Below are 13,768 nucleotides of genomic sequence, written 5' to 3' on the forward strand. Positions count from 1 at the left end.
AGTAATCGATTGAACCAAAATAGGAACTCAGCTATGGTTTGTTTATCAATAAAAACAAATAAAAAACGAGTTAATCTACAGGCTCGTTATAAGTCATGATTGAAATCAACTTACCTGTAATTATATCTATATTATTCGGCATCCATTTCATGTGTGCCGCGATTGCATTATGCACAATTTATAGAAAGGTACGAAGTTTGTCACAAGGCAAGCGGAATAAGTTTACTGTAAGAAAAATTGATAGACTCAATGGTCAAAGGTGGCTTATCGTATTGTTACCAATTATTGGACCCATAGTTGGATTTTCAATTACTCAGGGTCCTGTTCCTAGTGCTCCTGATAAGGGGTTAAAGGTAAATGACCCTGGTGGCTTAGGCTCCTCATTTTCGGATAGCGAGTAACAAGCAACTTATAACAAGCCCATGAAGCTGATTCGCAACACTGTCACATTGGTTGCAAAAAACAAAGGCGCAACAAATAGTGCCAGCACAGCTCACGGCTTATGGGAGCGTTGAGGCTGTAGAATTACTCATTTTTAAGAAAAACAGCCTGTTTTATGGGTTCCAAATGCATTACCTAATGCTTTAAAAACGCTTAGAGTTAACTACAGGAGCTCGCTTTTTTAATTGAATTTGGCTGTTGGAGTTATTCTACAGTCTCGTTATGTACCTTGGAGGCGTTGAGTATCGATATCAATTATGAACTTTTAAAAACTGTTATTTCTGGTCTAACACTTATATCTATCATCATAGCTTACTTAAATTATCGAACCTCTAACTTAAAAAGAAAAGAAGATGATAAAGCATTACAAGATAAAGAAATCCTTAATCAAGCGGTTAGCTCTCTTGATTGGGGGTTTGAAACATTAACTGAAGGGAAATACGAAGAAGTACCTCGAGCAAGTCGCTTAAATTGGCTTACCGCGGCTCGACATATCATGAGATATACAAAATTAAAAAACTTAATTAAGACAGAAACGTATAAATTAATCTGTGCAGAACAAGAAGAATATTGGCGTCATAAATTTTACGTATTATTAGATAAAAAAGAATTACGTAAACTTGATTATTATACTAATAAAGCACAACCAGAATGGCCTGAGAATATAGAGTTATCTTCAGCTATGGTGATAAACGACTTTGCTAACTGGTCTGATGGTACTATAGACCCTTTAGAGGCTGTTAATGTTGACGCTTTAATTAGATTGGGTAAGGCATTTGATGGTAAATGTGGTATTGGCATTCAGTCTTATCATCGTGAATTTGAAAAAATTAAATTAAATAATGAAGTTACAGGTACATAACAAGCCATTCAAAAGGACTAAAAACAGTTGGCTACTGCTCGTACCTCGCTGATTTTAGCCAAAAATTTTTAGCCTCTTAATGGGGCGTTGAGGCTGTAGAATTACTCATTTTTAAGAAAAACAGCCTGTTTTATGGGTTCCAAATGCATTACCTAATGCTTTAAAAACGCTTAGAGTTAACTACAGGAGCTCGCTTTTTTAATTGAATTTGGCTGTTGGAGTTATTCTACAGTCTCGTTATGTGCCTATGCTTTGGCTCTTCTATATATGGGAATATTTATGAATATTAAAATTAAATTTTCGGTACTATCGTTATTTACTATGTTAAGTTTTTCGTCATCAGCTAGTTCTAGTGATTATGCTGGGACTGCTCATGTAATTAAAGGTGAGGCTGAAGTCAACGTTTCAACGTTATTTACCTGTAAAAACGGACGTTCACGTCCGTCTCCAGTCGGCATTAAAAAATATGATAATATTGAATATCTTGTTCCTGCAAAGGTTCAATATGAACAAAAGAATTTTGCCACAGACCTTTATAATGAATGCTCGAAGGTAACCCCAAAATCTTTATCTGAGGTTAACTTGTCGTCCGTACCTATCATAGAAGTAGATAAAGATGGGGAAGTTATTACAGGGTACATATTTGCAGATAATTACTTTGAATTATTTATAAACGGTAAGTTAATAGCCGTGGATCCTATACCTTTTACTCCTTTTAATTCCAATATCGTGAAATTTAAAGTTAAAAAGCCATATGATATAGCAATCAAAGTTGTTGATTGGGAAGAAAATTCAGGCTTGGGTAGTGAAGATAACCGTGGTAAACGTTTTCACCCTGGAGACGGTGGCTTTATTGCAAGCTTCTCAGATGGTACGAAAACCAATTCTAAATGGTCAGCTCAAACTTTTTATACCTCTCCTGTTTATGATCTGAAGTGTGCTAAAGAAATAGGAGATCAGCGTTTAACAACAAAATGCAGTACCAATGGTGCGGATAAGTATATTGAGACCTATTCGTTACATTGGGATATCCCAGTAAATTGGAAATTAAACGAAAGTTACTTATCTTGGCCAAATTCAGTGGAATTTACGGAAGATGAAATTGGTGTTAATAATAAGAAAGCTTATATGAATTTCCAAGAACAGTTCTCAGGTTCTGGTGCTTCATTTATTTGGTCAAGCAATCTTGTTTTAGATAACCTTGTATTATTCAGGTATCGAGTTAAATAAGGCACATAACAAGTGACTATGGTGTCAATTCCTAATTTCAAGCCATTTTAGGATCCCACATGACACCATCTCTCACCATAGAATTTATGATTACTATAAGCTTTCTTATACAGGCAATAATAGCCACTTTTTTAGGTTTCCCTGCCGCGACTAGCCGATGATAAATAGCTTTAAATTTAGGGTTACATTGGATAGCTGACATCATTGCCATATACATTGCGGTTCTAATTTTCGGTCGTCCACCTCGTATCATCCGTTTACCCTGATAAGCACCACTTTCTCGATTAAATGGTGCAACACCAACTAGTGATGCAGCCTCTTTATTGTTTACACACCCAAGCTCAGGCATGTCACTAAGTAAGTTAAACGCGACAACATTACCAACGCCAGGCACACTTTGAATAAAGCAATTAACAGTGAAAAGCAATTAACAGTGACACCCATCCTAAATTTTGCTCTTTTTTAAATTAAGGACTACGTTTTATTTAGTGTAAAAAACAAGCAGGGTGTCTTATGGCTATCGCAAGAAAGCGTCAAGTAAGTTTGGTTGATACAAAGTACTACCACTGTATTTCACGTTGTGTACGCCGTGCATTTTTATGTGGCGAAGACCGTTTTACAGGCAAGTCTTACGAGCATCGTAGAGGCTGGGTTGAAGACAAACTGCTTGAGTTAGCTAAGGTGTTTTGTATTGATGTATGTGCTTATGCCGTTATGAGTAATCATACCCATTTAGTACTGTATGTTGATGATAAGAAAGCGAATAGGCTGAATGATAAAGCGATTGTTATTCGCTGGCATAAACTCTGTAAAGGCACATTGTTAACGCAAAAATATGTACAGGGTGAAAAGCTAAGTAAAGTTGAACTTATCTTTTTTAATCAAACAGTAAAGGGATATCGAGAGCGCCTATCAAGTATTAGCTGGTTTATGCGGTTGTTAAATGAAGATATTGCTCGCAGAGCAAATAAGGAAGATAACTGTACTGGCAGGTTTTGGGAGGGGCGATTTAGCTCACAAGCATTACTAGATGAAGCCGCACTTGCCGCCTGTATGGCGTATGTAGATTTAAACCCCATTAGAGCCAAGATGGCTAAAACGGCAGAAGAGTCAGACCATACCAGCGCTCAAGTACGCTTAATATGCGCAAAAGAAGGCAAGCAGCCAAAACAACTCCTTCGCTTTGCAGGTATGCCACGTCAGATTATGCCCAAAGGGCTGCCGTTTGAGCTTAAATCGTACCTTGAACTTGTTGAATTTACAGGACGTTGTATACGAGAAGACAAGCGAGGGTATATTGAAAGTACACATTTGTCTTTACTGGAAAGGGTGAATATATCTCCAGAAAACTGGTTAAAGCTTACAAACCAATTTACGCGCGTATTTCGTGGTGCAGTGGGCAGGCCAGCCTCACAAGAAGCTTATTGTGAAAACTTAAAGCGAAAGCGGCGAGCGAATATCAGTAACTGCGAAAAGCTACTGGCATAAAACGTAAACTACTCAGTAAAACTATTCAAAGAAATAAACAAGACACCCACTCTAAATTTTGCGCTTTTCGAAGTTAAAGACTAGCCTTTATTTAGTGCAAAAAACAAGCAGGGTGTCTTATGGCAATCGCAAGAAAGCGTCAAGTAAGTTTGGTTGATACAAAGTACTACCACTGTATATCACGTTGCGTACGCCGTGCTTTTTTGTGCGGTGAAGACCATTTTACTGGTCAATCTTACGAGCACCGCAGAGGGTGGGTTGAAGACAAACTGTTTGAGTTAGCTAAGATATTTTGTATTGATGTATGTGCTTATGCCGTTATGAGTAATCATACCCATTTAGTACTGTATGTTGATGATAATAAAGCAAATAGGCTGAATGATAAAGCGATTATTATTCGCTGGCATAAACTCTGCAAAGGCACATTGTTAACGCAAAAATATGTACAAGGTGAAAAGCTAAGTAAAGTTGAACTCATCTTTTTCAATCAAACGGTTAAGCAATACCGCGAGCGCTTAGCAAGTATCAGCTGGTTTATGCGGTTATTAAATGAAGACATTGCGCGCAGAGCAAATAAAGAAGATAACTGCACGGGTAGATTCTGGGAAGGCAGATTCAAATCGCAAGCACTTCTAGATGAAGCCGCACTTGCAGCTTGCATGGCCTATGTCGATTTAAATCCCATTAGAGCTAAAATGGCTAACACACCAGAAGAGTCAGACCATACCAGCGTACAAAAGCGTTTAACATGCGCAAAGGATAGCAAACAACCAAAACAACTACTTCGCTTTGCAGGCGTGTCACGTCAAATAATGCCAAAAGGACTCCCGTTTGAGCTTAAATCGTACCTTGAACTTGTTGAATTGACAGGACGTTGTATACGAGAAGACAAGCGAGGGTATATTGAGAGTACACACTTGCCTTTACTAGAAAGGGTGAATATATCTCCAGAAAACTGGTTAAAGCTTACAACCCAATTTACGCGCGTATTTCATGGTGCAGTGGGCAGGCCAGCCTCACAAGAAGGTTATTGTGAAAACTTAAAGCGAAAGCGGCGAGCGAATATCAGTAACTGCGAAAAGCTACTGGCATAAAACTTAAACTACTCAGTAAAAATTAAAACTGCAATTATGTAGCCATTTTCATACGTGCAATTTAGACTCATAGCTCGTAAAGAGTGGGTCTAATTTAAGCAAAGCAAAACAAACGGATAGTTATTTTTACCATGGCATTTTACATTCCTTTATTACAACCTCATTTTAAGCACATTAAAATTGGCGATACGCTTACATCACTTTGGAGTGGGTGTGGCAGTATTGTGCAGTGCCAGCTTGATAATGAGCTATGCGTTATTAAGGCGATTAAAATTCCAAGCTATATAAGTCATCCTAAAATTAAACAAAGCGAAGTTGCACTTAAAAGAAAGCAGTACTCCTATAGCGTTGAATACACTTTTTATAAGCTTTATAGCCAGCATTTACCAAAATATGCGCAAAGTATTGAATGTATAAGCGCAATTAATAAAGGCGATGAATATGCGCTGGTGTTTAAAGACTTCACCAAACATGGGTTTATTCAAGCAGGGCAGCAACATGTTAAATCTATATTAAAATGGCTTGCACACTTTCATGCGTTTAACTTAAATAAGCCCGCTGATGGGTTATGGCAGCAAGGTAATTATTGGCATTTAAGCACACGACCAGATGAGTTTAATAAACTTAAAACAGCAGATGATAAAAAGTCCGATATTAAAAATGCTGCACATAAAATAGATGAGCAACTACAAAGTTGTGCGTACAAAACGCTGATTCATGGCGATGCAAAACTTGCTAACTTTGCAGCAAATGAGAGTGGTAAAATACTCGGTTATGATTTTCAATATATAGGAGCAGGTTGCGGGATAATTGATGTAATGTATTTTATGACCAGTTGCTTAAGTGATGCACAATTACACGAAAGCGCTGATGAGTATCTTGCGTATTATTTTGATAATTTAAAGGCTGCTATTACAACTTATCATCCTACAGCACCAGCAGGTAAAATAGCTGACAATTGGCTCGCTTTATGGCCTGCTGCATGGGCTGACTTTTATCGATTTTTAGCTGGCTGGAGCCCTGAGCATCAAAAAATAAATATTTACATGCAACAGCAAGTAAACAGCTGGTTAGCGAGTAACATTTAATAAACACAACGGGTTGATGGCTTGCATAAATATCAAGCAAAACAATACATTTTGGCACGATGTATGAAAATCTCTTTAAAACTACAGGTCAAATGACCTTTTTTAATATAAAATACCGCAAATTCTTCTATCATTAGGTTTACATCATGGCTATTCACGTTATTTCTCACCCTCTTGTTCAACATAAATTAGGCCTAATGCGCGCGCATGGTATTAGCACTAAAAGCTTTCGTGAATTGTGTTCTGAAGTAGGTACTTTATTAACCTACGAAGCAACAAAAAACCTACAGTTAGAAGATAACGAAATTACAGGCTGGGATGGCAATAAATTAAAAGTAGAGCATATTAAAGGTAAAAAAATTACCGTAGTGCCTATTTTGCGTGCTGGTCTTGGCATGATGGACGGTGTAATGCAGTTATTACCAGCGGCTAAAGTAAGTGTGGTTGGTCTTGAACGTAACGAAGAAACACTAGAGCCAGTACCGTATTTTGAAAAGCTAGTAGGTAATATTGATGAGCGCTTAAGCTTAGTTATTGACCCTATGCTTGCAACGGGTGGTTCTATGATTGCCACAATCGATATGCTTAAAAAAGCAGGCTGTAAAGAAATCAAAGTAATTGTACTAGTTGCAGCACCAGAAGGTGTTGAAAGAACACTTACAGCTCATCCAGATGTAGAAATATTTACAGCCTCAGTGGATAGCCACTTAAACGAAAAGGGCTATATTATCCCTGGTTTAGGCGATGCGGGCGACAAAATATTTGGTACTGTTTAGGAGTCTTAAGTGCAAAATAATGACACCTTTTCAATAAAAACTATTTTAACGGGCGCGCAAATGCTGTTTGTAGCATTTGGTGCGCTGGTATTAGTGCCGCTTTTAACGGGCTTGGATCCTAATGTTGCGCTTTTTACCGCAGGCATTGGTACCTTGCTGTTTCAGGTAGTGACTAAAGGCCAAGTGCCTATATTTTTAGCGTCATCATTTGCCTTTATTGCACCTATTATTGCCGCTGTGCAAATGTGGGGCGTGCCGGCCACTATGGGCGGCTTAATGGTGGCGGGTTTTGCTTATATGCTTTTAAGTTTATTAGTGAAATTTAAAGGCGTTGCAACGCTTCATAAAATTTTACCACCTGTGGTTGTAGGCCCAGTAATTATGGTTATTGGTTTAGCGCTTGCACCTGTTGCTGTAAATATGGCGATGGGTAAAAGTGGCGACGGCAGTATTCAAATTATTGATTACACCAGCGCTATTTATATTTCGTTGTTCTCGTTAGTGGTTACGCTTATTTTTGCAGTATGGGGAAAAGGCGTATTTAAGCTTATACCTATACTAGCAGGGGTTGTAGCGGGTTATTGTTTATCGCTTGGTATGGGCGTTGTGCAATTTGACGCAGTGACTAACGCACAGTGGTTTGCTGTACCAAACTTTACTTGGCCTGAGTTTAAATGGCAGGCTATTTTGTTTATGGTACCTGTAGCAATAGCACCTGCAATTGAGCATATTGGCGATATGATGGCTATTAGCCAAGTAACCAATAAAGACTTTTTGAAAAAGCCTGGGCTTCATCGTACTTTGTTTGGTGATGGCCTTGCGACTTCTGCGGCATCATTATTTGGTGGCCCGCCTAACACTACTTACTCAGAAGTAACGGGGGCAGTTATGCTTACCAAAAACTTCAATCCTAAAGTAATGATGTGGACAGCTGTTATTGCCATTATTTTAGCGTTTGTAGCTAAAATGGGATCTGGTTTGCAAACTATTCCTGTGCCAGTAATGGGCGGAATTATGATTCTACTTTTTGGCTCTATTGCTGTAGTGGGTTTAAATACATTAGTTAAGTCGGGCGATGATTTAACAGCACCACGTAACTTAAGTATTGTTGCACTTATTTTGGTGTGCGGTATTGGCGGTATGCATATTGGTGGCAGCCAATTTAGTTTAGAGGGCGTAAGCCTTTGCGCTATTTTAGGAATAGTACTTAACTTAGTATTACCAAAAGCAGAGCCTGAAAAAGTTTAATTTTGCACATTAGCTAAATAGATTGCACCATAATAGCGCATTTATAATGCGCTATTTTTTTAACCTATTAATAAATATATAAAAATAATAATGGTCTAGTATCTGCATTTAACTCCCAGACGCATTGTATGCAAAGGAGTAACTATGTCAGAGGCCAATATTGTGGATATAACCCCGTTTTTAGCAAAACACCAACTGCCTTTAAAGTATCAATATTTGAGTGAGCAATATTTTGTTCCACTTGCGCATGACATCCTCGAATCTAAAAAAACAAATACTCCTATTTTTGTTGCCATAAATGGATGCCAAGGCTCAGGAAAAACAACACTCGCTGATTTTTTAGTTACCTGGTTTTCTAAAAACACACCACTTAACAGTGTTGCATTGTCGATTGATGACTTTTATTTAGCAAAACAAGCACGTAGTGAACTTGCCAAAGACGTACATCCTCTTTTTACTACTCGCGGAGTACCGGGTACTCACGATGTAGCGTTAATGAATAGCACAATAACTAACTTACTGGCAGGAGAGGTAAACGTACCGCTTCCAGGGTTTAATAAACACGAAGACGACTGCGTGCCAGCAAGTGATTGGCTAACAAACGAAAAGCCAGTTGATATTGTTATTTTAGAAGGCTGGTGTGTAGGCAGTGAGCCACAACCGTTGTTTTCATTGAGTGAGCCGCTTAACGAGTTAGAGCAACAATTTGATAAAGAAGGCGTTTGGCGCCGCTGTGTAAACAGCTGTTTGGCAAACGAATATAAAGCCGTTTTTAACCTAATTGATTATACCGTTATGCTAAAAGCACCGAGTTTTAGTGATGTTTTTACATGGCGACAAGAGCAAGAACAAAAGTTAATAGCCAAAAAAGGTGAAGGCTCAGGCACCATGACTAACGAGCAATTGGTGTATTTTATTTCTCATTTTGAGCGCATTACGCGTGAGAACTTAAACACACTGAGTGCTAAAGCAAACGCTTTAATTGAACTTGATAGCAATCGCGATATTAGCGGTATGCACCTAACAAGTGATGACACCCTTCAACCTATTATTTTTACAGATTTGGACGGTACATTACTCGATCACGCCGATTACAATACAAATAATATCAGTGAGTTATTACAGCAGCTGCAAAATGCGCATATTCCTGTGGTGTTTAATACCAGCAAAACTTTTTGCGAAGTTATAGAGCTTAAAAACGATTTAAATATTCAACAGCCTTTTATTGTCGAAAACGGTGCAGCGGTATTTATTCCAGAAGACTATTTTGAATTAAAGCCAATTGGTTGTAAAAAAGTAGGCGCGTACTGGTGTTATGCAATGGCAAAGCCGTTATCGAGTTTATTAAAGGACTTAAATACTTTAAAGGCGGATTACAAAGCGCATTACAAATTGTTTAGTGACTTATCGAGTGAGCAAATATCAGAGCTTACAGGCCTCGATGATGCGCAAGCAAGACGCGCACAAACTCGCGATTATTCAGACCCTCTTTATTGGTATGGCAACGACGAATTACTCACAGCCTTTGTAAACGATGTTGAAGCACTCGGCTACGATATAAAAATTGGTGGGCGCTTCATTCATATTGCCAAAAATACCGATAAAAGCGCTGCACAGCAGTGGTTAGTTAAACAGTTTACCCATCATTTCAGAAAGCCTCTCACGATCATTGCACTTGGTGATAGCGATAACGATAAGCAAATGTTAGAGCATGCAAATATCGCCATTATTATCGCTAATCCGGCGAGTAAAAAACCGGTTAAATTGTCGCACAATAAAGCACGATACTCTCAATCGCCAGCACCGCTGGGCTGGATTGAAGAAATAACATCGTTGCCGTGCATTAGCAGTATTTTAAGTATTTCTGAGGAGCAAACATCTCATGGCTGATTTTTATCAAAATGGCATTATTACAACATTACATAATATTGCCGACAGACCAATAGAAGATCTAGAAAAAGAGCTACTTACTTTTAGCAAGCAGCGCCCAATGGGATTAATACTTCCTTCGTTATTTAGTGAACTTGAAGGCCCTGCGCTGCAAAATATAGTTAGCGAGTTGCGTGAAGTACCGTATTTGTCACAAATTACTATAGGCTTAGATAGAGCCGACGAAGCACAGTACCGCCATGGACTTGGTTTTTTTAAAGAGCTAAACCAAAACCACAAAGTATTATGGAACGACGGCCCTCGCTTACAAGCACTTGATAAAGAATTACAAGAGCTAGGCGTTGCACCGCGTGAGCTGGGTAAAGGCCGTAACGTGTGGTACTGCATGGGCTATAAATTAGCAACAGCGGAAGTGGAATCTATCGCGCTGCATGATTGCGATATTTTAACCTACGACAGAAGCTTACTTGCTCGCTTAATTTACCCCGTTGCGCATCCGCGTTTTAACTATGAATTTTGTAAAGGATTTTACCCGCGCACTGCTAATGGAAAAATTAATGGCCGTGTATCGCGCCTATTAGTAACGCCATTGCTTCGCTCGTTTAAAACAATTCTAGGCAATACCGACTATCTTGAATATATGGACTCATTTAGATACCCACTTGCAGGTGAGTTTTCGTTTAGACGCGATGTATTAAACGATATTCGCATTCCAAGTGACTGGGGCCTTGAAATAGGCGTACTGAGTGAAATGTATCGTAACTATTCACATAACCGCTTGTGCCAGGTAGATATTGCTGATAATTACGATCATAAGCACCAAGAACTTTCACTTGATGACCAAAGTGCAGGTTTGTCTAAAATGTCGATTGATATTACTAAGGCATTGTTTAGAAAGCTGGCAACTCAAGGTGTCACTTTTACCAGCGAAACAATTCGCTCACTAAAAGCAACGTACTACCGTATCGGTCTAGATTTTATTGAAACCTATCACAACGACGCGCTTATGAACGGGTTAACGCTTGATGTACACCAAGAAGAAAAAGCAGTAGAAATGTTTGCACAAAATATTATGGAAGCAGGGCAACACTTTTTAGAAAACCCAATGGAAGCGCCATTTGTGCCAAGTTGGAACCGTGTTGTATCAGCAATGCCAGACGTACTTGAGCGCTTAAAAGAAGCCGTAGAGCTAGATAACGAAGAATATAGTTAACCTGCGTGCAGGTTAACTAGCCTATAAGTCTAAACAATAAATATTAGGGGCGCATGTGAGCACAGTTAGCGAATTATTTTTACAACGAGTAGAGCAACATCTTCATATTATTTATGAGGGGGTTGAGTTGCCTTTATCGGTTACTGAGCTTGCTCAGCAACTCATTAAAATTATATTAGGTAGCAATGCACTGCGCGACCCGACCCCCCATACAAACCGGTGGGATGAACAAGATATAGTATTGATTGCTTATGGCGACTCTATTATTAAACATGATGATAGTGAATTTGCTGTATCGAGCCCAATGGAGGCACCGCTTAAAACACTACACCGGTTTATAAAAGAGCAATGTGATATGCAGTTAAATGCCCTGCATATATTGCCATTTTACCCGTATAGCTCAGACGAAGGCTTTGCCGTAATGAACTACGTGCAAGTGAATGAGTCGTTAGGTGATTGGGGAGATATTCAAAATATCGCTAAAGATGTAAAGCTAATGGCAGATTTAGTTATTAACCATTGCTCAAGCAGAAGCGTATGGTTTGAGAACTTTTTAAACGATTTACACCCGGGTAAAGACTACTTTAAAACGGCCAGCTTAACGGATGATTTAAGCCAAGTTGTACGCCCGCGTACGTCATCGTTATTAAATACTGTAACAACGCCAAGCGGCGAAAAGCACGTGTGGTGTACGTTTAGTCACGATCAGGTTGATTTTGACTTTGGCAATCCTGATGTACTTAAAGAGTTTGTGGGAATAATTAGGCATTATTTAGACAATGGCGTGCGTTTATTTAGACTCGATGCGGTTGCATTTTTGTGGAAACAGCTTAATACAAGCTGCATTAACTTACCGCAAACACATGAAGCCGTAAGGCTAATGCGAACACTTATTGAGCACACAGAGCCCAGCGTAGTTATTATTACCGAAACCAATATTCCAAACCAAGAAAACCTATCGTACTTTGGTAACGCTAACGAAGCGCACAGTATTTATAACTTTGCATTGCCGCCATTGTTGCTACACACATTACTTAGCGGCGATAGCACAGCAATTAAACATTGGATGATGAGTATGCCGCCTGCGCAAAATGGTACTGCATACTTTAACTTTATAGCCTCGCACGATGGAATAGGGCTCAGACCAATTGAAGGTTTACTACAAACTAGCGAAGTGGCATCACTAGTAAGTACAACCATGCAGTTTGGTGGTCGTGTATCTATGCGTACAAGTAACGATGGCACACATACACCGTACGAGCTAAATATTGCTTTATTTGATGCACTACAAGGGACGCACAATGGCCCCGATAAGTTTGGCCTTGAGCGGTTTATGTGTGCTCACGCAATTATGTTTGCGCTTGAAGGTATCCCAGGGCTTTATATTCATAGTTTATTGGGTACAACTAACGATTACGAACGCTTTGAAAACTCTCAGCATAACCGTGCTATTAACCGCCATCGTTGGCAAGAATCAAAACTACTCGCGGCAATTGGTGAAAAGTACAGTCATCATCATAAAGTGTTTAACGGCATAAAAAGCTTATTGGCAGTACGCAAAAAGCAGAGTGCCTTTCACCCTAACGCTACACAGTTTACGCTGCATTTAGCAGGTGGGTTATTTGGCTTTTGGAGGCAAAGCATTGACAGACGCCAAAGCATATTTTGTGTTTATAACATTAGTGATAAACCGCAAACACTCACATTGGCTGACCTAAATTTGATTAATACTCAAAAGTGGTTTGATTTAGTTGCCGATAAAACAATTGAAGAAAGCCAATTAACAATAGAGCTTGAGCCGTATCAAAGTGTGTGGCTGAGTAATATTAAATAAATGCTAACTCTTTAAAAAGTCTGCAAATGCAGACTTTTTTATTGCCTAAATTCTGTGGTTGTTTACTGTAAAGCCCCTTTACACCAATTAATAGCATATTATTTCTGTAGAGTTACTTTCATCACTATAATTGATATAATTAGCCCTCTTTTATTTATAAGGTTTTTCATGAAGTATTTTTATTTAGCTATTACGTTACTATTTAGCTCGTTGGCTTTAGCCCAGCAGCCTGTCGATCTTGAAATAAATATGAAAAACACCGGGCTTGCATATAAACAAGCAGTGCAGGCTACACAGATTGACGAATTTAATATCGCAATCGATGAATTTATTAAGCTTGTAAAAGTAAGTAAAACGGCTAAGTTTTACAAAAAAGCTGAACAATCATTACAAGGCCTTGATAAAGTGATTGCCCAAGCTGAACTAGCAAAAAAAGCAGCGAACGAGCAAGGGCTAAGTGCGGCAAAAGTACCGTTAAAAAATATAGATAATTTACGTAAAAAATATCATGAGTTACACGAGCCTCCAGGGTTCTTTGAATTACTGTTCGGTTCATAAACCTAAACTATATGTATCTTTAGTCGCTACTTTTAAGCTAATTGCG

11 protein-coding genes and 1 pseudogene are annotated in these 13,768 nt (G+C 38.8%); 11 read left to right on the forward strand and 1 reads right to left on the reverse strand.

The features are described from left to right. Nucleotides 1-679 precede the first annotated feature (679 nt). Nucleotides 680-1,303: a hypothetical protein gene (locus GQR54_RS03375; protein ID WP_166376530.1), complete on the forward strand. Its 624-nt coding sequence runs from the start codon at nucleotides 680-682 to the stop codon at nucleotides 1,301-1,303. A 279-nt stretch (nucleotides 1,304-1,582) separates the two neighbouring features. Beyond that, a complete protein-coding gene (locus GQR54_RS03380) occupies nucleotides 1,583-2,533 on the forward strand; it encodes a hypothetical protein (RefSeq protein WP_165729605.1) in 951 nt (316 codons plus the stop codon). Nucleotides 2,534-2,570: 37 nt separating this feature from the next. Here GQR54_RS03380 and GQR54_RS03385 read toward each other — a convergent pair. Continuing rightward, a pseudogene (locus tag GQR54_RS03385) lies at nucleotides 2,571-2,936 on the reverse strand (transposase); the annotation flags it as partial. A gap of 110 nt (nucleotides 2,937-3,046) precedes the next feature. On the opposite strand from GQR54_RS03385, the gene GQR54_RS03390 reads away from it, so the two are divergent. The 9 genes from GQR54_RS03390 to GQR54_RS03430 all read left to right on the forward strand — a co-directional run bounded on the left by GQR54_RS03390 (nucleotide 3,047) and on the right by GQR54_RS03430 (nucleotide 13,722). After that, on the forward strand, nucleotides 3,047-4,021 hold the full coding sequence (locus GQR54_RS03390) for a transposase (protein WP_166376531.1): 975 nt from the start codon (nucleotides 3,047-3,049) through the stop codon (nucleotides 4,019-4,021). Nucleotides 4,022-4,140: 119 nt separating this feature from the next. Further along, entirely contained in the window at nucleotides 4,141-5,115 is a 975-nt protein-coding gene (locus GQR54_RS03395) for a transposase (RefSeq protein ID WP_166376532.1), read from the forward strand. Nucleotides 5,116-5,246: 131 nt separating this feature from the next. After that, nucleotides 5,247-6,203, forward strand: a complete 957-nt coding sequence (locus GQR54_RS03400; protein ID WP_166376533.1) for a phosphotransferase — start codon at nucleotides 5,247-5,249, stop codon at nucleotides 6,201-6,203. A 146-nt stretch (nucleotides 6,204-6,349) separates the two neighbouring features. Continuing rightward, nucleotides 6,350-6,979, forward strand: a complete 630-nt coding sequence (gene upp / locus GQR54_RS03405) for a uracil phosphoribosyltransferase (RefSeq protein ID WP_007580883.1) — start codon at nucleotides 6,350-6,352, stop codon at nucleotides 6,977-6,979. A 9-nt stretch (nucleotides 6,980-6,988) separates the two neighbouring features. Next, nucleotides 6,989-8,227, forward strand: a complete 1,239-nt coding sequence (locus GQR54_RS03410) for a uracil-xanthine permease family protein (RefSeq protein ID WP_007580880.1) — start codon at nucleotides 6,989-6,991, stop codon at nucleotides 8,225-8,227. 144 nt (nucleotides 8,228-8,371) lie between these two features. Further along, entirely contained in the window at nucleotides 8,372-10,117 is a 1,746-nt protein-coding gene (locus tag GQR54_RS03415) for an HAD-IIB family hydrolase (protein ID WP_166376534.1), read from the forward strand. Next, the gene (locus GQR54_RS03420; protein WP_166376535.1) at nucleotides 10,110-11,330 is read left to right on the forward strand and encodes a glycosyl transferase; all 1,221 of its coding nucleotides are present in this window, start codon (nucleotides 10,110-10,112) and stop codon (nucleotides 11,328-11,330) included. Before GQR54_RS03415 ends, GQR54_RS03420 begins: the two co-directional genes overlap by 8 nt. 55 nt (nucleotides 11,331-11,385) lie before the next feature. Further along, nucleotides 11,386-13,164, forward strand: a complete 1,779-nt coding sequence (locus GQR54_RS03425) for an alpha-amylase family glycosyl hydrolase (RefSeq protein WP_166376536.1) — start codon at nucleotides 11,386-11,388, stop codon at nucleotides 13,162-13,164. Between the two features lie 168 nt (nucleotides 13,165-13,332). Beyond that, nucleotides 13,333-13,722 carry a cytochrome b562 gene (locus GQR54_RS03430; protein ID WP_166376537.1) on the forward strand — a complete coding sequence of 130 codons (390 nt, stop codon included), beginning with the start codon at nucleotides 13,333-13,335 and terminating at the stop codon, nucleotides 13,720-13,722. Nucleotides 13,723-13,768 lie beyond the last annotated feature (46 nt).

This window comes from Pseudoalteromonas sp. Z9A4 (assembly GCF_011378845.1).
Taxonomy (GTDB): Bacteria; Pseudomonadota; Gammaproteobacteria; order Enterobacterales; family Alteromonadaceae; genus Pseudoalteromonas; species Pseudoalteromonas arctica.

Excerpts from the sequence above, each read along its gene's own strand:
- GQR54_RS03380 (WP_165729605.1), top strand. The coding sequence starts at position 1,583 with ATGAATATTAAAATTAAATTTTCGGTACTATCGTTATTTACTATGTTA.
- GQR54_RS03390 (WP_166376531.1), top strand. The coding sequence starts at position 3,047 with ATGGCTATCGCAAGAAAGCGTCAAGTAAGTTTGGTTGATACAAAGTAC.
- GQR54_RS03395 (WP_166376532.1), top strand. The coding sequence starts at position 4,141 with ATGGCAATCGCAAGAAAGCGTCAAGTAAGTTTGGTTGATACAAAGTAC.
- GQR54_RS03400 (WP_166376533.1), top strand. The coding sequence starts at position 5,247 with ATGGCATTTTACATTCCTTTATTACAACCTCATTTTAAGCACATTAAA.
- upp (WP_007580883.1), top strand. The coding sequence starts at position 6,350 with ATGGCTATTCACGTTATTTCTCACCCTCTTGTTCAACATAAATTAGGC.
- GQR54_RS03415 (WP_166376534.1), top strand. The coding sequence starts at position 8,372 with ATGTCAGAGGCCAATATTGTGGATATAACCCCGTTTTTAGCAAAACAC.
- GQR54_RS03420 (WP_166376535.1), top strand. The coding sequence starts at position 10,110 with ATGGCTGATTTTTATCAAAATGGCATTATTACAACATTACATAATATT.
- GQR54_RS03430 (WP_166376537.1), top strand. The coding sequence starts at position 13,333 with ATGAAGTATTTTTATTTAGCTATTACGTTACTATTTAGCTCGTTGGCT.